This is a genomic window from Gordonia otitidis NBRC 100426, from assembly GCF_000248075.1.
Lineage (GTDB): Bacteria > Actinomycetota > Actinomycetes > Mycobacteriales > Mycobacteriaceae > Gordonia > Gordonia otitidis.
Genome location: NZ_BAFB01000242.1, coordinates 1 through 20,878 on the forward strand (window position 1 = coordinate 1; position 20,878 = coordinate 20,878).

The 20,878-nt window shown below is 66.9% G+C and carries 16 protein-coding genes; 4 read left to right on the top strand and 12 right to left on the bottom strand.

Annotated features, from left to right (window positions below; translation table 11 throughout):
- The 6 genes from GOOTI_RS23210 to GOOTI_RS23240 all read right to left on the bottom strand — a co-directional run.
- On the bottom strand, positions 1-1,712 hold a 1,712-nt coding region (locus tag GOOTI_RS23210), incomplete at its 3' end, for a PI-PLC domain-containing protein (protein ID WP_039994616.1).
- A 71-nt stretch (positions 1,713-1,783) separates the two neighbouring features.
- Positions 1,784-3,301: an NAD(P)(+) transhydrogenase (Re/Si-specific) subunit beta gene (locus GOOTI_RS23215; RefSeq protein WP_007241046.1), complete on the bottom strand. Its 1,518-nt coding sequence runs from the start codon at positions 3,299-3,301 to the stop codon at positions 1,784-1,786.
- A complete protein-coding gene (locus GOOTI_RS23220; RefSeq protein WP_005177965.1) occupies positions 3,298-3,603 on the bottom strand; it encodes an NAD(P) transhydrogenase subunit alpha part 2 in 306 nt (101 codons plus the stop codon). The genes GOOTI_RS23215 and GOOTI_RS23220 overlap by 4 nt, the downstream gene beginning before the upstream one ends.
- Positions 3,603-4,700 (bottom strand): Re/Si-specific NAD(P)(+) transhydrogenase subunit alpha, encoded by a 1,098-nt coding sequence (locus GOOTI_RS23225; RefSeq protein WP_007241047.1) that lies wholly within the window; start codon positions 4,698-4,700, stop codon positions 3,603-3,605. The genes GOOTI_RS23220 and GOOTI_RS23225 overlap by 1 nt, the downstream gene beginning before the upstream one ends.
- A gap of 281 nt (positions 4,701-4,981) precedes the next feature.
- Positions 4,982-6,523, bottom strand: a complete 1,542-nt coding sequence (locus GOOTI_RS23235; RefSeq protein ID WP_007241048.1) for an alpha/beta hydrolase family protein — start codon at positions 6,521-6,523, stop codon at positions 4,982-4,984.
- Between the two features lie 80 nt (positions 6,524-6,603).
- The gene (locus GOOTI_RS23240) at positions 6,604-8,178 is read right to left on the bottom strand and encodes a molybdopterin-dependent oxidoreductase (protein WP_007241049.1); all 1,575 of its coding nucleotides are present in this window, start codon (positions 8,176-8,178) and stop codon (positions 6,604-6,606) included.
- A gap of 72 nt (positions 8,179-8,250) precedes the next feature.
- Between GOOTI_RS23240 and GOOTI_RS23245 the strand changes: the two genes are divergently transcribed.
- Positions 8,251-9,723 carry an FAD-binding protein gene (locus GOOTI_RS23245; protein ID WP_007241050.1) on the top strand — a complete coding sequence of 491 codons (1,473 nt, stop codon included), beginning with the start codon at positions 8,251-8,253 and terminating at the stop codon, positions 9,721-9,723.
- Between the two features lie 25 nt (positions 9,724-9,748).
- On the opposite strand, the gene GOOTI_RS23250 is transcribed toward GOOTI_RS23245, so the two are convergent.
- The 6 genes from GOOTI_RS23250 to GOOTI_RS23275 form a co-directional block, all read right to left on the bottom strand.
- Positions 9,749-12,010, bottom strand: a complete 2,262-nt coding sequence (locus GOOTI_RS23250; RefSeq protein ID WP_007241051.1) for a heavy metal translocating P-type ATPase — start codon at positions 12,008-12,010, stop codon at positions 9,749-9,751.
- Between the two features lies 1 nt (position 12,011).
- A complete protein-coding gene (locus GOOTI_RS23255; RefSeq protein ID WP_007241052.1) occupies positions 12,012-12,215 on the bottom strand; it encodes a heavy-metal-associated domain-containing protein in 204 nt (67 codons plus the stop codon).
- 63 nt (positions 12,216-12,278) lie between these two features.
- Complete coding sequence (locus tag GOOTI_RS23260) at positions 12,279-12,626, bottom strand: metal-sensitive transcriptional regulator (protein ID WP_007241053.1); 348 nt, start codon at positions 12,624-12,626, stop codon at positions 12,279-12,281.
- A gap of 112 nt (positions 12,627-12,738) precedes the next feature.
- Entirely contained in the window at positions 12,739-13,560 is an 822-nt protein-coding gene (locus GOOTI_RS23265; RefSeq protein WP_007241054.1) for a hypothetical protein, read from the bottom strand.
- A 133-nt stretch (positions 13,561-13,693) separates the two neighbouring features.
- Positions 13,694-15,400, bottom strand: coding sequence for an L-aspartate oxidase (nadB, locus tag GOOTI_RS23270; RefSeq protein ID WP_007241055.1), 1,707 nt, complete (start codon positions 15,398-15,400; stop codon positions 13,694-13,696).
- A 117-nt stretch (positions 15,401-15,517) separates the two neighbouring features.
- The gene (locus GOOTI_RS23275) at positions 15,518-17,551 is read right to left on the bottom strand and encodes a heavy metal translocating P-type ATPase (RefSeq protein WP_373279051.1); all 2,034 of its coding nucleotides are present in this window, start codon (positions 17,549-17,551) and stop codon (positions 15,518-15,520) included.
- A gap of 89 nt (positions 17,552-17,640) precedes the next feature.
- Between GOOTI_RS23275 and GOOTI_RS23280 the strand changes: the two genes are divergently transcribed.
- The 3 genes from GOOTI_RS23280 (at position 17,641) to GOOTI_RS23290 (ending at position 20,872) form a co-directional block, all read left to right on the top strand.
- The gene (locus GOOTI_RS23280; protein WP_007241057.1) at positions 17,641-18,966 is read left to right on the top strand and encodes an MFS transporter; all 1,326 of its coding nucleotides are present in this window, start codon (positions 17,641-17,643) and stop codon (positions 18,964-18,966) included.
- Between the two features lie 9 nt (positions 18,967-18,975).
- The gene (locus tag GOOTI_RS23285) at positions 18,976-19,374 is read left to right on the top strand and encodes an ArsR/SmtB family transcription factor (RefSeq protein WP_007241058.1); all 399 of its coding nucleotides are present in this window, start codon (positions 18,976-18,978) and stop codon (positions 19,372-19,374) included.
- Positions 19,375-19,501: 127 nt separating this feature from the next.
- Positions 19,502-20,872 (top strand): ABC1 kinase family protein, encoded by a 1,371-nt coding sequence (locus GOOTI_RS23290; RefSeq protein ID WP_007241059.1) that lies wholly within the window; start codon positions 19,502-19,504, stop codon positions 20,870-20,872.
- The last annotated feature ends 6 nt before the right edge of the window (positions 20,873-20,878 follow it).

Here is a 20,878-nt window from a genome sequence, read left to right on the forward strand (position 1 = left end):
AGAAGTGTCTCGACGTCGGCGGGTGCCACCATGTCCTGCACGAAGAACGTGACGACCTCGCGCGGGTGGCGGTCCATCCATTCACGGACCTTGACCATGAGCGGAAGCCACTCCGTCGAGCCCAATTCGCAGAGTTCGTGGCACAGATACGGTTTCACCGGTCCCACCGGCGTCAGGTTGAGCGCGTCACGGACGCGCAGCGCACTCTGTACTGTCTGCACGCCGTACAGATTCTCCGCAGCGGCGAGAGCCTGTGCGCGACTCTCCTGGGTGTTGGCGATGATCGGCGGCTTGTTGGACATCTGGCCGTACCAGCTGTCGACGAGGAACACCCGGATGCCGTCGTCGAGTTGACCCATGACGCCGGTCTGCTGCTCGGCGATGAACCACCGGTCGCCGTCCTGTGCCGACATGGAGTTGTGGGTCGCGGGGTAGGCGATCTCGTTGTAAGGCCTGTCGCACAGTTCGACATGACCATTGCAGGCGTTCGGGTCCCTGCTCGCCGTCAACGAACTCAGCGTCGGCGTCGGCTGCGGCAGGGCCAGTACGACGACCGTGACCACAACGACGACGATCCCCACGACCGCGACAACAGGCAGGACCAGTCGTCCGAGCATCCGGCGAGCCGTACCTCCCGATGCGCGGTGTGCCGCCCTGAGCATCTCGGCGACACCGATGATGATCGCGCACGTCCCCGCCAGCACCGCGATGATCGTGACCAGAGTCTGCGGCCGTAGGACACCCAGGACACCGGCGAGCACCAGAACCCCACCGCGGGCCGCGATCCCCAGGGGCGTCGACGGGCGCAGCGGCGACCACGCGCGCACACGTTCGCCCGTTGAGTCGACACAGGCGACGCCGAGACCGCCCGGCGCCGCAAGACTCGACGCCACTCGCACGGCCACGCCGATCAACGCCGCCACCGCTGCGACGATCCACAACCTGCCGTCGACCTCGTTCCAGACCGCGACCGTGAGCGCACCGCCCAGCGTGTCGGTGGCGGTGAACGCGGCAATGATCGTGCACGCGAGCACGATTGCCGCGAGCACGATGGCGAACCAGATCAACGCGTCGCCGACAGTGTCTGCGACCACGGAGATTCTGCCGACACCGCGACCGCGTGCAGGCGGAGGTCGGATGAAGGCCGCGGCCAGGATCAGGAGCAGCGCGAGCAACGGCAGGAGCCACGAGAGCACGCGCACCCAGTGGACGTAACCGATGATGCCCCGGCCCCATTCACCGGCGCCGACCTGCGACAGCGTGACGTCCATGTCGTCGGGGAGCCTCGCTGCCGCGTTCGGCGCAACGGTGCGCAGTGCTGCCACGGTGACCGCGCCCAGATCGGCGAGGCGCAGCACCACGGCCCGTCCGTCGTCGGTGGTGAGAGACCTGTGCAGCGTCGCCGTCAACGAACGGACCGCCGGAGTGGCCGCGGGGCTCGACACCGCAGAGATCGAGACGGACTCCACCAGCGGCCTCAGTGCGATCAACTCCGGTGACGCCGAGAGGATCTTCTGAGACACGAGCAGCCCGAGTTGTCGTGCGACCGCCTGATTCTGCCGCACCGAGTCGACGTGCCCGGCGAACCGGTCACTGTTCACGGCCTCTCGATTGACCAGGCCTGCGACGAGGCCTGCAGTGAGGCACAGCACGCCCACGATCAGCAGGACACGCGAGACGACGACGCGCGCCCGCGAGTGTTCGGCAGCCACCACATAGATGTAGCAGCGGACGACCGTCGTGTCGCCCGCTGCTACAGAATCGGAAAGTGCTCGATGCTCGCCTACAGCGCCTTGAGCTCCTCGATGACCTCGCTGACCGACTTCTTGGCATCGCCGAACAGCATCGACGTCTGCTCGGCGGTGAACAGTGGGTTGTCGATGCCCGCGTAGCCCGAACTCATCGAGCGCTTGAGCACGATGACCGAACGTGATTGGTCGACGTTGAGGATCGGCATGCCGTGGATCGGCGACGACGGATCGTTGCGCGCAGCCGGATTGGTCACGTCGTTGGCGCCGATGACGATGGTGACGTCGGTGCGCGAGAACTCGCCGTTGATGTCGTCCATCTCCTTCATCGAGTCATACGGCACGTCGGCCTCGGCGAGCAGCACGTTCATATGGCCGGGCATACGTCCCGCGACCGGGTGGATCGCGTACTTGACCTCGACGCCCTTGTCTTCGAGAAGATCTGCCATCTCCTTGACCGTGTGCTGTGCCTGCGCGACGGCCAGACCGTAGCCGGGCACGACGACGACCTGGTTGGCATACGCCATTTGGATCGCGGCATCGGATGCCGACGTCGCCTTCACCGTGCCACCCGCGGCGCCCGCAACACCTGCGGCCCCGGCATCTCCGCCACCGAAGGAGCCGAACACGATCGCCGGGATCGAGCGGTTCATCGCCTTGGCCATCAGCATCGTCAGGATCGAACCCGACGCACCGACGATCATGCCCGCCACGATCATCGCCTGATTGTTGAGGGCGAGACCCGCAGCGGCTGCGGACAATCCGGTGAGCGCATTGAGCAACGAGATGACCACCGGCATGTCGGCGCCGCCGATGGGGAACACCACGAACAGTCCCATCAGACCCGCGACCACCAGCAGGATGACGATCCAGTACCACGGGGTCGCGTTGGTCGAACTCGCCTTGACCCCGATGACCACCGCGACCGCGACCGCGACGATCGCGAGTACGACGTTGGCGAGTTGGAACAGCTTGGCCGCGGCGACCAGCTTCTTCTCGAGATTCTTGTTGAGCAGCTCCTGCAGCTTGGCGAACGCCACCAGTGATCCCCAGAAGGAGATCGACCCGATGATCGCGGCGAAGAGCGATCCGACGATCACCGCGACGTTCGGCTCGTGCGGCACCCGGGTGAAGCCGTCGTACTCGATGTACTCAGCCCACGCGATGAGGGCGACGGTCCCGCCGCCGACGCCGTTGAACAGCGCGACCAACTGCGGCATCGCCGTCATCTTGGTCTTCAGCGCCGGCGGGATACCGAGTACGACACCGATGAGCAGACCGATGGCGATCAGCACCCAGTTGACAGTCGGGACGCCCGTATCGCCTGCGTTGTTGTAGACGCTGAGCAGTGTCGCGATGATCGCGATGCCCATACCGGTTGCGGCGATCCAGTTTCCGCGGACCGCGGTCTTGGGTCCGGTCAGTCCCATCAAGCCGTAGATGAACAGCGAGAAGGAGACGATGTAGAGAGCCGTGACGCCGTAACCGAGGCCTTCGGAGACCTGTCCGGTCGACTCGCTCGCCAACACCGTCGGGGCGAGGATGGCGCTCACTTGGCAGACTCCTTCTTACCCTTGAACATTCCGAGCATGCGATCGGTGACCAGGAAGCCGCCGACCACGTTGAGCGTGCCGAAGATCAGTGCGACGAACGCGATGATCCGGGTGCCCCAATTGGCATCGGCCGGAAGAGAACCCAGCACCACCAGCGCACCCAGCACGACGATGCCGTGAATGGCGTTGGTACCGGACATGAGCGGGGTGTGCAGCGTGTTGGGCACCTTCGAGATGACCGCGAAGCCGACGAATCCCGCGAGGACCAGGATGGCGATGTTCGCCATGAGACCGGTGTACATCAGGCCTTCACCTCCGAGTTGGTGGTCGGCGACCCCGTCACGCAGGCTGCTGCGATGACCTCGTCGTCGAAATCGGGTGCGATCGCGCCGTTCTCGTCGAGCATCAACTCGATCAGCGCCTGCAAATTCTTCGAGTACAACTCGCTGGCATGCTCCGGCATCGTCGCGGGCAGGTTCAACGGGGACGTGATGGTGACGTCGTGCTTGACGACGGTCTGACCCGGTTCGGTCAGCTCGCAGTTGCCACCGGTCTCGCCCGCCAGGTCGACGACGACGCTGCCGGGCTTCATGCCCTCGACGGCTGCGGCGGTGACCAGGCGCGGCGCCGGGCGTCCCGGCACCAGCGCCGTGGTGATGACGATGTCGAAACCCTTGATCGCATCCTCGAGTGCCTGCTGCTGCTTGGCGCGCTCCTCGTCGGTCAGCTCACGGGCATATCCGCCCTCGCCCGCTGCGTCGATCCCGAGATCGAGCCATTGCGCGCCGACCGAACGGACCTGCTCGGCGACCTCGGGTCGCACGTCGTATCCGGTGGTGCGGGCGCCGAGACGCTTGGCCGTGGCCAGCGCCTGCAGACCGGCGACACCCACTCCCAGCACCAATACCGTTGCGGGCTTCACAGTGCCCGCCGCCGTGGTGAGCATCGGGAAGAAGCGAGTCGACTTGTCGGCCGCCACGATGACCGACTTGTACCCGCTCACGTTGGCCTGCGAACTCAACGCGTCCATGACCTGCGCACGCGAGATGCGCGGAATGGCCTCGACCGCGTAGGCCTCGACGCCCGCATCCTTGAGCGCACCGATCTTGGTGTCGGCGTTGCGCGGCGCCAGGAAACCGATCAGCTTCTGCCCCCTGCGCAGTCTCGCGATCTCGGCATCGCTGGGCGGTGACACCCGAAGCACGACGTCGGCGGCGTACGGATCCCCGATCGTCGCGCCCGCCTCGACGTATGCGTCGTCGGGGATCAATGCCTCGACGCCTGCCCCCGATTCGACGGTGACCGGCACTCCCTTACCTACCAGCGTCGCAACGACCTTCGGGACGAGCGCCACACGACGCTCACCCTCGGCCGTTTCGCGCACGACTCCCACGCTCATGATTGTTTGTTTCTTCTCTGTCTTCTACGGGTACTGGAACTTGTACGGGTACGGGCGCACGATGATCCGCGGGTTTACTCCTCCGGCCACTGTCGTTCTGCGCCACGTCGGGGCGCAGATCGTCAATGAGGTGGTCATCCGCACGTCGCGCCCGCTCGAAATTCGGTGCGACGAACATAGCATGACCTCAACAGACGCAGATCACGCCGTTGAATTGCTCACTTTTCCTTGACTTCGCCATGAAACCACACGGGTGGACAGGTGTCTAGGCTGGTGTCCGACTATCGGGCGCTTGTCGGCCCGGTCGACGACGTGGTGGGTGCACCGTCGCCCTCGGGGGCGGAGGACACGGAGGGCTCGGCGACGGGAGCGGCGGAAGTGCTCGGGGCCGTCGCGGTCTGGGTCGTCGGGATCTGGGTCGTCGAGGTCTGGGGAGTCGAGGTCGGCGTGCCCGTGGTGGACCCAGTCGTGCCGCCCGTCGAGCCGTCGTGTGCTCGCGGCGACGTCGCGTCGCTCTCCGGGGCGGCCTTGCTCACGCCGTTCCCTGCTTCTGCCCCCGCGAGGTAGTTCTCGAAGGTCTCGTGGGCACCACTCGTCGTGGCCGCGCGTGGAAGGGATTCGTTCGAGACGGACTCGCTGTTCGATTCACCGGCAGCATCCGGCGCCTGCCATGTTCTCCCCTGCGCGGCGAGCGCGTCGGGGTCGGTGACCGGAACCTGCAGTCCCAGAGCGTCTGCGAGCGCGACCTGGATGTCGCGCGGCGTCGGAACCCGAACTCCCGCGATGGTCGACGCCTCGCCGGGTTCGGGCACCGGCACCAGGGCGTCGAGCGCGTCGTCGAATTCCGGTGGGACGGCGATTCCCAAGCTGCGCAGGAAGATTCCCCACGGGTTACCGCCGTCGAGGACGACGTAGGTGGTGTTGCCGACCTCCCTGGTCGACGCCACCTCGTACTGGTTCACCAGGTTGCCCTTCTGCCCGTGGATGGTGGCACCGGGCAGGAAGTAGAACGCGGTGGCGAGAGGATGGGCGAGTGGATTTCCCATGCCGCACACGGAATCTCCACGCACGCAGTAGGAGATCACGTGAATGTCGCCGGTGTCGGACTCGTCGCGCGCGCCGTTGGTGTACGCGCCGGGGACGAAGCTGGGGATGATCGTCTCGATGCCCGTGTTCGGGAACCGGGAGTCGGCGCCGACGACCACCACGATGTCGGAGTCCGGAATCGCGTCGGGGTCGCCGGACGCGTACTTCTGGTGCAGCAGATACGCCACGTTCATCGCGATCGGGCCGCTCTGCGAGTAGCCGTTGAGAATGATCGTGCCCGATCCGCCGCGGTCGGCCCAGGCCTGCTCGGCGTCGGCAACACCTTCTGCGGTACCGATATCGACCGAGCTGTTGTAGGTACCCGTTCCACTCAGGTCGTACTCTTTACCGCCGACGATGATCCCGAACGCCGCAGGGTATTGCACGACAACGACTTTCGGTCCGAACGACGCCCCGCCGCCTGGTGCGTCGTAGAACCCCACATCGACAGTTCGTCCGTATTGGTCGCCGCCCATCGGCGAACCCGACCCGCCGATGTCCGATGCACTGATGGGGGTGAAGTCGCTGGTGCCGGGAACGAGGATCACCGTCGCGTTCTCGCCCAGGCTGTCCGGTAGCCAGGTGGGCTTCTCGCGGACGGGGGTCGGCTCGTACCAGGAGGACGGGAACTGCACCGAACTCGATCCGGAAGTCGACGCCGCGTCCGCCGTGGCAGGGTTCAGGAGCAGAGTGGCCGCGGCGCACATCGCGAGCCCGGACGTGACGACCTTGTGCATTCGACCCCCTCCACGCGTGCTGCGTCGAAGGGTAGCGCCACCCCCGGCGACGCGCGCGGGCGCCACCCCGGCAGCCGAGGTCAGTTGACGGTGTAGGTCCGCGAATCGAGACCGGTTGCACCGTCGGGAACGGGGTCGGCCAGAGCTTCCACCTGCGCTGTCCCGTTCTTGTCGATGGCGCGGCACTCGACGGTGTGCTCCCCACGGGTGGCCTGCCAGGTGAACTTCCACTGACGCCAGGTGTCGATGCTGTACTCGGTCGCCAGTTGGGCGTCCTGCCAGCGCCCGCCGTCGACACGCACCTGTACCGCGGAGACACCGGTGTGCTGCGCCCATGCGGTACCCGCCACGATCACGGTCCCCGCCGAGACCGAGCCGCTCGCCGGACGATCGATCCGCGACGCGAGCTTGATCGGTCCGAGTGCCGACCATCCTCGCGTCGTCCAGTACGCCTGGGCGTCGGAGAAGCGCGTGAGCTCCCAGTCGGTCACCCACTTGGTCGCCGACACATAGCCGTAGAGTCCCGGGATCACCTGTCGGACGGGAAAGCCGTGTTCGATGGGTAGCGGCTCACCATTCATGGCGACGACCAACAGTGCGTCGCGCTTGTCGGTGATCGCCGACACCGGGGTGCCCGCGGTCCAGCCATCCGAGCTCGTCGAGAGCAGCATGTCGGCGCCGGGACGCACACCGGCACGGTCGAGGATGGTCTTCATCGGTACGCCGAGCCACCGCGCGTTGCCGATCAGGTCTCCGCCGATCTCGTTGGACACGCAGGTCAGTGTCACGACCCGTTCCGTCATCGGCATCGCGAGGAGCTCGTCCCAGGTGATCGTGAACTCCTCGTCGACGAGCCCGTGCACCCGAAGTGACCAGTCGGTTGTGGTCAGCTGGGGTACTTGGAGCGCGGTGTCGATGCGGTAGAACGACGCGGAGTCGGTGATGTACGACGTCGCGCCCGGCACACCGATGTCGACGCCGGCCGGGATCGGCGGTGTGGGAGAGGCGGGCACCGGTAGCCGGATGCCCGCGCGGTCTGCGACGGTACGTGCGGCGTCGGCGAGGAGTTTGCGGCCGACCGCTCCGACCGCGACCGCGGCCACCGCGATCCCCGCCGCCGTGAGTACGAATCGTCGCGACACCCCGGCTCGCCCGTCGTCGGTCGATGCCGCGCCGGCGTCCAGTTGGTGCATCAGGATGCGCAGGACCGCGATGCCGACGACTCCCGCGAGCAGCGAGGGGATGGCATAGGTACCGCCGGCCCCCGACCTGTTCAGCGCCGCGACCACGCCCAGCACCGCGAACACCCCGATGACCGCGCAGCCGAAGCCTCCGCGACGACGCTCGACAATCCCGGTTGCTGCCGCGAGGAGCACGATCACCAGGGCCATCCCCGTGAACAATGCCGTCTTGTCCGACGTACCGAACGTGCTGATCGCCCACTCCCGAACGGCCTGCGGTGTGTGGTCGACCACTGTCGAACCGACCGCGAAGAAGGGTGAACTGTTCTCCGATATCGGCACTGCGCACAATTCGCCCACCGCGAGACCTGCGCCGACGGCGATCACTCCCGCAAGTGCGGCAGGTCCGTCATGCGACGCCGGAGCTTGCTCGTCGTCGGCGCGAGGTCTGGTGAGGGTTCGTCCTGAGGACACACTCCTTGATACCTCGGGTCGAGACCACCAACCACTAGAACACGTTCTAGTTTGTCGTCTACTCTTGTCCGCATGGCTGACGGCACACAGATTCCCGATCCCCTTGCGCTGGGCTCGGTGACGGAGTTCAGCGACGAGGTCGACGTCGTCGTGATCGGATTGGGCATCGCGGGCGGTTGCGCAGCGGTCGAGGCGGCGACGAACGGGGCGCGAGTTTTGGTGCTCGAACGCGCCGCAGCGGCCGGCGGCACGACCGCGCTGGCGGGTGGACACTTTTATCTCGGTGGCGGAACCGCGGTCCAGAAGGCGACGGGACACGAGGATTCGGCCGAGGAGATGGAGCGCTACATCACCGCGGTCTCCAGCGACCCCGAGCCCGACAAGATCCACGCCTATTGCGTCGACAGCGTCGAGCACTTCGACTGGCTCGAAGCGCTCGGGTTCCAGTTCGAGCGCAGCTACTACCCGGAGAAGGCCGTCGTCCAACCCGAGACGCAGGGCCTGATGTACACCGGCAACGAGAAGGTGTGGCCGTTCAACACGATCGCCACGCCCGCGCCCCGCGGCCACAAGGTTCCCGTCCCCGGCGACACGGGCGGAGCTGCGATGATCGTCGAACTACTCGTCAAACGTCTCGCCGACCTGGGAGTCGAGGTCCGCTACGAAACCGGAGCACGACGACTCGTCGTCGACGAGGACGGTGCCGTCGCCGGAGTCGCCTGGCGCAGCCCGGGCAACGGAGACGGCGTCATCAGCGCATCGAGCGTGGTCATCGCTGCCGGCGGATTCGTGATGAACTCCGAGATGGTCGCCGAAAACGTTCCGTGGCTCGCCGAGAAACCCTACGTTCTCGGCAACACCTACGACGACGGTCTCGGACTCCGGATGGGCGTCTCCGTCGGCGCAGCGCTCAAGCACATGGACCAGGCGTTCTGCACCGCACCCGTGTATCCGCCCGCCATCCTGCTCACCGGGATCGCGGTGAACAACAACGGCGACCGGTTCGTCGCGGAGGACTCCTACCACTCCCGGACCTCGAGTTTCGTTCTCGATCAACCGGATTCGACCGCATACCTCATCGTCGACGAAGCGCACATGAAGCGGCCGCGCATGCCGCTCGTGCCGTTCGTCGACGGATACGAGACGATCGCGGAGGCGGAGGAGGCCCTGGGCATACCGGCGGGCCGATTGCAGGCGAGTCTCGACCGCTACAACGAGAACGCAGCCCGCGGCGAGGATCCCGACTTCCACAAAGCCCCCGAATACCTTGCGCCGCAGGACAAAGGCCCGTGGGCGGCCTTCGACATGAGCCTCGGCAAGGCGATGTACGCGGGATTCACGCTCGGCGGAATGGCGACATCGGTCGACGGTGAGGTGCTCGATACCTCCGGCTCGGCGATCGCCGGGCTGTACGCGGCGGGCGCATGTGCCGCGAACATCGCCCAGGACAGCAAGGGCTACTCCAGCGGCACACAACTCGGCGAGGGGTCGTATTTCGGGCGGCGCGCGGGACGCCATGCGGCTCGCCGCGCTGCCGCCGAGTAGAGCCCCCGCGGCACGACCTCGCGATCTACCGCCGCGGTGAGAACCGGCGCAGTCGCAAGCTGTTCAGCACCACGAACACCGACGAGAACGCCATGGCAGCTCCCGCGATCATCGGGTTGAGCAGCGCCGCTGCCGCGAGCGGAATCGCGGCGACGTTGTAGCCGAACGCCCAGAACAGGTTCTGCTTGATCGTCCGTAAGGTCGCGCGCGACAACTCGATCGCGTCGAGCACCTTGTTGACGTCGCCGTCGACGATGGTCACGTCGCTCGCAGCGATTGCGACGTCGGTGCCGGTGCCCATGGCGATGCCGAGGTCGGCCTGCGCGAGTGCCGGTGCGTCGTTGATTCCGTCGCCGACCATGGCCACGGTCGCGCCCGCCTGCTGCAACCGCACCACCTCGGCGACCTTGTCCTGCGGCCGCACGTCCGAGATCACCGTGTCGATACCGACGGCGTCGGCGACGTGCCGCGCGGCACCCGCGTTGTCGCCGGTCAGCAGAATCGGGCGCAATCCAGCCTTCTTCATGCGCGAGACCGCTTCGGCAGCAGCGGGTTTCACAGTGTCTGACACCACGATCACGCCGATCGGTTCGCCGTCGCGGAGCACGACGACGGGAGTCGCACCAGCGGCCTGAGCCTCGTCGACGGCGACGCGCAGACCCGGGTCGAGCTCGACGTCGAGTCGGGCCGGTCCACTGACGACGATCCTGCTCGACCCGACGTTTCCGGATACCCCGACACCGTGATCGGCGTCGAACTCGTCCGCCTCGGGAACGGTGAGATCATGTGCGGCAACGACGATCGCCCGCCCGATCGGATGTTCCGAGCCCGTCTCGACGGCGGCGGCCAGGGTCAGAACGTCGTCACGTGTCACACCGGAGGCGCCGTACACGACGTCGACGCGCATCTCACCGGTGGTGACCGTGCCGGTCTTGTCCAACACGACGGTGTCGACACGTCGCGTCTTCTCCAGCACCTCCCGTCCGGACAAAAGGATTCCGAGCTGTGCGCCGCGTCCGGTGCCGACCATGAGCGCGGTTGGGGTCGCGAGCCCGAGCGCGCACGGGCAGGCGATGATGAGGACCGACACCGCTGCGGTGAACGCGGTGAGCACGGAGCCGTCGACCCACCAGAAGATCAGCGCGGCAACGGCGATCAGCATCACGACGGGGACGAACACACCCGAAATCCTGTCGGCGAGTCGCTGCACACGGGCCTTACCAGCCTGCGCCGCCTCGACCAGACGCGCCATCTGTGCGAGTGCCGTATCGGCGCCGACATGCGTCGCACGCACCACGAGGCGACCGCTGGTGTTGATCGTCGCACCCACGACGTCGTCGTCGACCGTCACTTCGATGGGCACGGATTCACCTGTGAGCATGGACATGTCGACCGCAGAGGCGCCGTCGACGACCACCCCGTCGGTGGCAATCTTCTCACCTGGTCGGACGACGAACTCGTCACCGACGCCGAGCTCGCCGATCGGGACCCTCACTTCGCTGCCGGCCCGTCGGATCACGACGTCCTTCGCGCCGAGATCCATCAGCGCCCGAAGTGCATCTCCGGCACGGATTTTCGCGCGCTTCTCCGCGTATCGTCCGGCCAGGATGAAGGTCGTGACCCCGGCTGCGGCCTCCAGATAGATATACGACGCCCCGGCACCACGAGCGGGAAGCAGATCGAATCCGTGTGTCATTCCCGGCATCCCGGCCATGCCGAAGAACAGCGCATACAGTGACCATCCGAACGCGGCGAGCGTTCCGATCGACACCAGCGTGTCCATGGTCAGCGCGCCGTGACGCAGATTGCGCCACGCGGCGAGATGGAATGGATAACCGCCCCAGATGATCACCGGCGCAGCGAGTGTCAGCGACAACCACTGCCAGTTGGTGAACTGGGCGGCGGGCACCATCGCCAGGATGATGACCGGGATCGACAGCAATGCCGAGATGACGAGACGCTGACGTAGACCTCGGAGCTCGAGTGTTGCCGGAGTCGCGACGGCGTCGGCCGCCGACCCCGGATCAGTGGATTCGACGGGGTCTCTCGGGCGCACCGGAGTGGCCGAGTACCCGGCGTCGCGGACTGCTGCGACGAGCGTGTCGACATCTGCCGTGCCGCCAACGGTCGCCCGCTCGGTCGCAAAGTTCACCGACGCCTGCACGCCGTCGATCTTGTTGAGTTTGCGCTCGATCCGGTTCGCACACGACGCACACGTCATGCCGGTGATGTCGAGGTCGACGACGGCGGTCGACCCCTCACCGTGCGTCGTGAACGTCGTGGACATCTCAGACCAGCTCGTAACCGGCTTCGGACACGGCCTCGGAGACCTCGTCGCGACCGAGTTCGCGATCACTTTCGATCTCGACGACGCCGGTCTCGAGGGTCACGTCGACAGTGTTCACGCCCGGGATCTCGCCGATCTCCTCGCGTACCGACGCGACGCAGTGGCCGCAGGTCATGCCTGTGACGGTGTAGGTGCTCGTGCTCATGTGCTGTCAACCTTTCTGTTGGGCGGCCTCAGGGGCCGGGTACGCCGGCGAGACGGCGGCGTGTCAGGACTTGACGAGCCGTGTGATCGCGGCCATCGCCTCGTCGACCTTGGCCTGACCAGCGGCGTCACTCTCCTGCGCGGCGTGCACCACGCAGTGGTTCATGTGGTCTTCGAGCAAACCGAGTCCGACGGCCTGCAGCGCCTTGGTCATCGCCGACAACTGAGTGAGGATGTCGATGCAGTACTCCTCGTCGTCGACCATGCGTTGCAGCCCACGCGCTTGACCCTCGATACGGCGCAACCGCTTGAGATAGTCGTCCTTGCGTGTGATGTAGCCGTGCTCGGCATGCTCGATGTCGGTGCGCCCGGCCCCACTCGGCTCGTGCTCGACAGTCGCGTCGATCCCCATGGTCACTCTCCTCATATACCCCTTACCGGTATACCAGAATGAGTCCGGAAACGGTACCCCCCTAGGGTATGGGACACGGCATGTTGTGCCGACGACGAACAGTCGTGCGTGATCAGGAACGCGGGCGCTCGAGCGCGTCCGCGAGTTTTGCCAACGCCGCCGCGACGTCGCGCAGGGCTTCGCTCACCTCATCGGTGCGGGGGTTCACAGGAGGTGCGCTCACCGGACCTGACAATGGGTCGGCACGTGGCGGCGACGGCGGTACCGGTGGTTGACCGACGACCTGTGCGCTCTCGGTGTCGACGGCCTGGTGCCTGTTGACGATGGGCATCGGCGTGGCCGGCGGTTCGGCATTGGTCGACCGACGACCACCCCGGTACGCATGCGACGGTGTCGGCTGGGACGCGAGGGAATGCTGCGCAGGCGGGACCTCCCGAACCGACTGCCCGCGGGGCTCGTCGAGTCGGTGCGATCCCGCGTTGGCTGCCGCGACCGGCAGATCGCCGGTCGAGGGACCACTCCGTTCGGGGCGACGGGCCTGCGGGGGCGGCGGTGTGTTGCCCTGTACGGGCATCCGGCCGGAGGCCGCTGGACGTCTGGCGCCGTTGTTCACCGCGGGGACGTGCCCGTTTGTCCGCGCATAGAAGTGTGGTCCGCCGTGCCCGTTGAAGAAGACACAGCGTGCGCCCTCGGGAGACAGCACCGGGCACGGATTGCGTTCGATCAGCGATTGCGCGCGGTCGTCGAAGTCATTCCATTCGAGCCAGAGGCGCCTGTCGCTGCGCGGTCGAGTACTTGCATCCGTGGCGTGATTCCCCGCGTGGCCTGCCGCCAGCCTGCACTGCAACAACCACTCCGACGACCCACTCAAGCCGAGTGCGCGACGTTCCTCCGCGGAGCACACAACCGTTGACCAGCAACCCTGGCCGTCCATACGGTCCTCCCATCGGCCCGATACGAGCACGCTGTCATATGACGACGACGCTACCCGCGATGTCACGGCTCGTCACAGCCCGATCGGCTGCCGCCTCGGCGACCGGTGCGTCGATCATCCCACTCCCCGGGCGTCAGTCTACGGAAGTGAGTACTGGCACTTCTACCCCCGCCACGCAGATCTCGTTGCCCTCCATCCGGAAGCGTCGGGTCGTGTCGTCGTCGAAGCTGCGATACCCCGAGCCGATGGTCGCCGTGTCGATGGTCGCCGTGTCGATGGTCGCCGGGTCGGTGGTCGCCGACTCGTCGGTGCGGACGTGGCATCCACGCGACCGACGTCGCGCGGCGGCTGCCGCGACGACGAACCGTGCGGTGAGCGTCAATGCGGCATCCTCGACATCTGCTCGCGTGGTGAGGACACGCGGAGCGGCAGCATCGAGCATGGCGGCGACGTGTGCGAGGCCGGCAGAGTCACGGCGCAATCCCACGAATCGCGACATCGCGTCCTGGAGGGTCGTTCGGTCCAACGCCTGCGCGACCTGGTCGTTCGCGTCGGCCACGGAGCCGACGGCGAGCGCGTCGTCGACGACGTGAGTCCTCTGCGAGTGCGCGACCCGCGCGGCACGCACGCCCATCACCAGGCCCTCGAGCAGCGAGTTCGATGCGAGCCTGTTGCCGCCGTGCAGTCCGGTACGCGCGACCTCTCCCGCGGCGAGCAAGCCCGGCACGGTGGTCCGCCCGTCGGCATCCGTGACGACGCCACCACACTGATAGTGCGCGCCCGGCACGACCGGAATGCGACCGTCAGCGGGATCGAGACCGGCGGCGTGTAGCCCCGCGGTGACGGTGGGGAACCGGGTGTCGAAGTGGTCGATCGCCGCGACGTCGAGGTAGACACACGGATGGCCGGTACGGTCGATGGCCTTGGTCACCGCGTTGGCGACGACGTCGCGCGGCGCGAGATCGCCGAGCGGATGGACGTCAGCGGTCACCGACCGCCCGGCGACGTCGACGAGACATCCGCCTTCTCCGCGGATCGCCTCCGTGATCAGCGTTCGCCGACCTCGTGCTCCCGGCGTGTACAGCATCGTCGGATGGAACTGGACGAACTCGAGGTCGGCGACTTCCGCACCCGCGCGCAGCGCCAGGGCCAGGCCGTCGGCTGTGGCGCCGGACGGGTTGGTCGTGGCGGCGTACAGGTGGCCGCTGCCGCCGGTCGCCAGCAGCACCGTCGGGGCGTGGGCGACCCCCAATCCGTCCGCTGACCGATAGGCGACACCGACCGCTCGTCCATCGGCCGTCAACACCCGGGTGACCGTGCAGTCGTCCACGACGCGCAGATGGCCGTGTCGGCTCGCAGCGCCGACTGCCGTGGACAGCGTCTGTTGTATCTGCGCACCCGTCGCGTCCCCACCCGCGTGGATGATCCGTCGCACGCTGTGACCGCCCTCGCGTGTCCGGATCAATCGCCCGGTCGCGTCCCGGTCGAACCGGGCGCCCCAGCCGAGCAGCCGCGAGACCGCCGACCATCCGTCAGCCACGATCTCCCGGGTGATGTCAGGGTCGCTGAGCCCCGCTCCGGCGGCCAGGGTGTCGCGCACGTGGAGGTCGACGGTGTCGTCGGCGCTGTCGGGCGCCACGACCGCGACGCCGCCCTGGGCGTAGTACGTCGACGTACTCGGTTCCGGACCGCCCACTCCACCGGGTTCACGGACGATCCCTTTGCTGCAGACCAGGACGCGCAGTCCCTGCTCGACAGCGGAGAGCGCCGCGGTCAGTCCGGCGACGCCCGCGCCGACCACCACGAGGTCGGCGTGGACCTGATCGAGCCCCATACGCATGCCCTTTCCTCACCCGAGCACTGTTTTCGACCATCAGTCGAAAACCTCTCCTCGGAGAGTACGCCGACTTCTGTGACTCTGACCAGTGCGCGGCGTCTGCTGTGTCGGAGCGGAGGATCAGCGCGGTTCGTGGAGATCGGCGCGACGCAGCAGTTGGGCGTTGAGCGCGACGATGATCGTCGACAACGACATCAACAGCGCTCCGACAGCCATCGGCAGCACGAAGCCGATCGGCGCCAGGATCCCCGCCGCCAACGGGACCGAGATCAGGTTGTACCCGGCAGCCCACCAGAGGTTCTGTGTCATCTTGCGGTAGGCCTTGCGCGACAACTCGATGGCCGACACCACGGTCCTCGGATCGTCGCCCGCGAGCACCACTCCCGCCGAACCGATCGCGACGTCCGTGCCCGCACCGATCGCGATACCGACATCGGCACGCGCAAGGGCGGGCGCGTCGTTGACACCGTCACCGACGAAGGCGACGACGTGGCCCTTCTGCTGCAGGTCGGAGACGATCCGCTCCTTGTCCTCGGGGCGCACCTGCGCATGCACCTCGGTGATGCCGACGGCCTTGGCCACACGCTCGGCGACGTCGGGTGCATCGCCGGTGATCATGACCGATTCGATGCCACGGTCCCGCAGGTCGGCGACCGCTTGCGCGGACTCCGGACGCGGCTCGTCGGCGAGTGCGATCACGCCGACGACCTCTTCGCCGGAGATCACGTACAGGACGGTGTTCCCGCGTAGGTCGTTCGCTGCCGATGCGAGACGCTCGGGAACGGCGACATTCTCCACGAGCCGTGGACCGCCGACCGACACCGAGTGGCCGTCGACCCGGGCTGTGACACCCGTCGCCGCGTGCGTGGTGAAGTCCGTCGGCGACGCGACGTCGAGGTCACGGTCGCGGGCGGCGCGAACGATGGCTCTGGCGAGCGGGTGCTCACTGGGCATCTCGGCCGAGGCCGCAAGTCGGAGGACGTCGTTCTGCGTCGAACCCTCCCGCACGACGACCTCGGTCACCTCGGGGCGTCCCCGCGTGAGCGTGCCGGTCTTGTCGAAGCAGACCACGTCGACCTGACGGAGCTTCTCCAGTGCGAGTCTGTTGGTCACCAACACACCCATCTTGGCCGCACGCTCGGTCGCGATCGACACGACGAGCGGAATCGCCAGACCCAGCGCGTGCGGACATGCGATCACCAGGACGGTGATCGTGCGGACGACCGCGTCCTCGGGTCGTCCGATGGCCGTCCAGATGACGGCGGTGAGCACCGCGGCACCGAGCGCGAACCAGAAGAGCCATCCCGCGGCGCGGTCGGCGAGCCGCTGGGCACGCGAGGTCGAGTTCTGTGCCTCGGCAACCAGGCGTTGAATGCCCGCAAGCGTCGTGTCGTCGCCGACAGCGCTGACGCGCACCCTGATCGCGGAGTCGGCGGTGACGGTTCCCGCGACGACCTTGTCGCCGACGGTGTGACTGACCAGATCCGATTCTCCGGTGATCATCGATTCGTCGAGTTCTGCCGTGCCGTCGACGATCACGCCGTCAGCGGGGACCCGACCACCTGGACGGACGATCACCACGTCACCCCTGGCGAGGTCGGAAGGCGTCACCGATTCGATACGCTCACCACCGTCCTCGTCGACGACGCGCTCGGCCTCGTCGGGCATGAGCGAGGCGAGCGAATCGAGCGCCGACGTCGTCTGCGCGATGGATTTCATCTCGATCCAATGCCCGAGAAGCATGATCACGATGAGAAGTGCCAGCTCCCACCAGAATTCGAGGTCGTGGGGCAGCAGATGCACAGACGCACCCCATGACGACACGAACGCGACGGTGATCGCGAGCGCGATGAGTGTCATCATTCCCGGTGCGCGCAAACGCAATTCGCTGACCGCTCCGGTCAGGAACGGACGTCCACCCCACACGTACATCACCGTGCCGAGCACCGGCGAGATCCAGCGCACCCAGTTGTCGGGGACGGTGTAGCCCACGATGGACCCGAACATGGGCGACGCCAGCACCACCGGGATCGCGATCACACACATGATCCAGAAGAGGCGACGGAACATGGCCACGTGATCCATGTGCCCGTGTCCGCCGTGGTCCATAGATCCGTGACCCATGCTGCCGTGGTCCATAGATCCGTGACCCATGGCTGCGTGATCCGCACTCCCGTGATCCATAGCTTTGTGGTCCATGCGTCCCTTTATACCCCCCTAGGGTATAAAGGACCAACGCACATGTGCGCAGATGCGCACATGTGACTTACAATATTTCCGTGCGTGCACTCACCTATCCGACGTTCCGTCGGCTGTTCGGTGCGCAGGTGGCGTCGCTTCTCGGCACCGGTCTGCTCACCGTCGCGTTGGGTCTGCTCGCCTACGATCTCGCAGGCCCCGACGCCGGACGCGTACTCGGCACGGCGCTCGCGGTGAAGATGGTCGCGTACGTGGTCATGGCCCCGGTGATGCGCACGCTGGTCGCAGGACTACCCGCGGCCCGCGTACTCGTCGGCGCCGATCTCGTGCGATTCGCCATGGCCTGCTGTCTGCCCTGGGTCGGTCACGTGTGGCAGGTCTATCTCCTCGTGTTCGCTCTGCAGACCGCGTCGGCGACGTTCACGCCGACATTTTCGTCGACCATCGCACGCGTGGTCGACGACCGGGACGACTACTCGTCGGCCGTGGCCGCGTCGCGCGTCGCCTACGACCTCGAATCCATCGGCTCGCCGCTGATTGCCGCCGCACTACTGACCGTCGTCTCGTATTCGACGCTGTTCGTCGGCACCGCGGTGGGCTTCGCGGCGTCGGCGCTGCTCGTGGTGTCCTGCGGCTTGCATCGGCTCCGCGGTGTCGACAACACAGGTACGCGCAGCCGCGACACCTTCGTCCGCCGGACCTCGTCGGGTGCACGAATCATGCTGATACGCCGACCGTTGCGCGGAGTCCTGTGGATCAACGTGGCGGTTGCCGCGGCGACTGCGCTCGTCATGGTCGGCACGGTCGTGATCGTGCGTGGCGACCTCGGACGCTCGGCATCCTGGGTCGCCGTGGCGCTCGGCGCATTCGGCGCGGGATCGATCGTCGCGGCGGTCGTGGGACCGGCGGTCTTCCGTCGATTCGGAACGTTCGTACCGATGGTGATCGGCGCGTCGACCTGCGTGTTCGGCGTCGCCGTCGTCGCGGCATGGTTGGCGGCGTCATCGTCGGTCCCGTTACTGCTCATTCCGTTGCTCGCCCTGTGGTCGGCGCTCGGCGCCGCGACGTCGACCATCTCGACCGGCACCGCGCGTCTCCTGCGCGATGACACCACCGACGCCGACCGCGACGATGTGTTCACCGCGCAGTTCTCGCTGTCCCACGCCGCGTTTCTCGTCACCTATCCGCTGGCAGGTCTCGCCGCGTCGACGGATGGCCGGGCCGCATGCACCGCCGGGCTGGCCGTGCTCGCACTCGTCGGACTGCTCGGCGCGACGCTCAGTTGGCGCAGCTCACCCGTGATCAGGCGAATACGCCCTGCTCTCTCCCTTACGATGAACCGAGCGACCGCCACAGCGAACGAACGGTGACCACAGCGGATGAAACAGGCAGCCGAGCACGAGCGCACCGGCGGCAAGCGATCGTCGGCCGTCACGGCATCCGTCCCGAGCCTCGAGCACCGCGTCAGCCCCGACCCCGCACTTCTCGGCACAGCGACGGCCCTGTTCACGATGCTCTCGGACCCGACCAGGCTGCACATCCTGTGGTCGTTGCGCGAGGAGGAGCTCGACGTCGGAGCGCTCACCGACGCTGTCGGAGCGTCGCGGACCGCGGTCAGTCAGCACCTCGCGAAACTGCGCTTCACCGGTCTCGTCGACACGAGACGCGAGGGACGTCGAATCATCTACCGGCTGCGTGACGGCCACGTCGGCAGGGTCATCGCAGAGGCGCTCAATCACGCCGACCATCAGATGTCCGGCGAGCCGACGCACGGCTGAGCCGGCCCGCCTGCTCACCGGCGGACGCACGCTTTGCCTGATTCGACGGCCGACCTCCTACACTGGGCGCGATGCGACAGCTTGCAACGACGACGAACAGGCCGCAGCGATGACGAACAGGCCGACGATGGACAGCACGGTCGACGACGGCCGCCGCGCGCGTCTGCGCCCGGCGTCGTCCATTGCCGAGATCGCGCGTCTCGGCACGACCACGGCCCACGCGACGCTGGGCGTCGGAAGATTCCTCCTGCACACCGCAGTCGACGCTGCGCATCTGCGTGCCCCGAGCGGCAAACGTGCGGCAGCCGAGGTGCGTGCGACGTTCGAGCATCTCGGACCCACGTACGTGAAGCTCGGGCAGCTCATCGCGTCGAGTCCCGGCGTATTCACCGAGACGCTGGCCGCCGAGTTCGAATCGCTGCTCGACCGTGTCCCGCCTGCCGATCCGGCCGCGATCCGACGGGTCTTCGTCGACGAGATCGGTAGTCCGCCAGAAGACGTGTTCGCGAAGTTCGACCCGACGCCGATCGCATCGGCCTCCATCGCGCAGGTTCACACTGCGACGCTGCACGACGGGGAGGAGGTCGTCGTGAAGATCCAACGTCCGGGGATCGCCGAACGACTCGCGCCCGACGTCGCGATCCTCGAACGGCTCGCGGGGCTCGCCGAGATCTCGGAGTACGGACGGATGTTGTCGGCCCGGCACGTCGTCGAGGATTTCGCCGACGGACTCGATGCAGAACTCGACTTCCGCAACGAGGCCGCCGCCATGCGCGAGTGGTACGAGTGTCTACGGCCGGGACCGTTCGGTGATCGCGTGCGAGTGCCGCGGGTCCACGACGACCTCACCACCGCACGCGTCATGACGATGGAGCGCATCTACGCCACACGGATCGACGACGCCGCGGCCGTGCGCGCCGCAGGTCACGACGGCGTAGCGCTGTGCCGCACCCTGCTGTTGTCGCTGCTCGAGTCGGCGTTCCACGGCGGGCTGTTCCACGGCGACCTGCATGCGGGCAACGTGCTCGTCGACGCTCAGGGCCGCCTGGTCCTGCTCGATTTCGGCATCGTCGGACGCTTCACACCGCGCACCCGGCGCATTCTGCGCCAACTCGTCGTCGACTTGATCGTCCGTAACGACTACGAATCCGCCGGCCGTGCCATCTTCCTGCTCGGGGCGGTACGCAAACCGGGTTCATCCGCACAGGGCGGCGCCGACATCCAGAAGGTGACGACCCCGCTGTCGAGCACCGATCTCGGCGACATGAGCTACACCGATCTCGGACGCCAACTCGCGGCGGTCGCACGCGCCCACGACGCCCGACTCCCCCGCGAACTGGTGCTCGTCGGCAAACAGCTGCTCTACGTCGAGAAGTACATGAAACTGCTGGCACCCCGCTGGAAGGCGATGTCGGACCGGGAGATCTACGGCTACATGGCCGGGATCATGAAGGAAACCGAACGGGATCGGCGTGCCGATCGTGCCGGCATGAGCTGATACCCA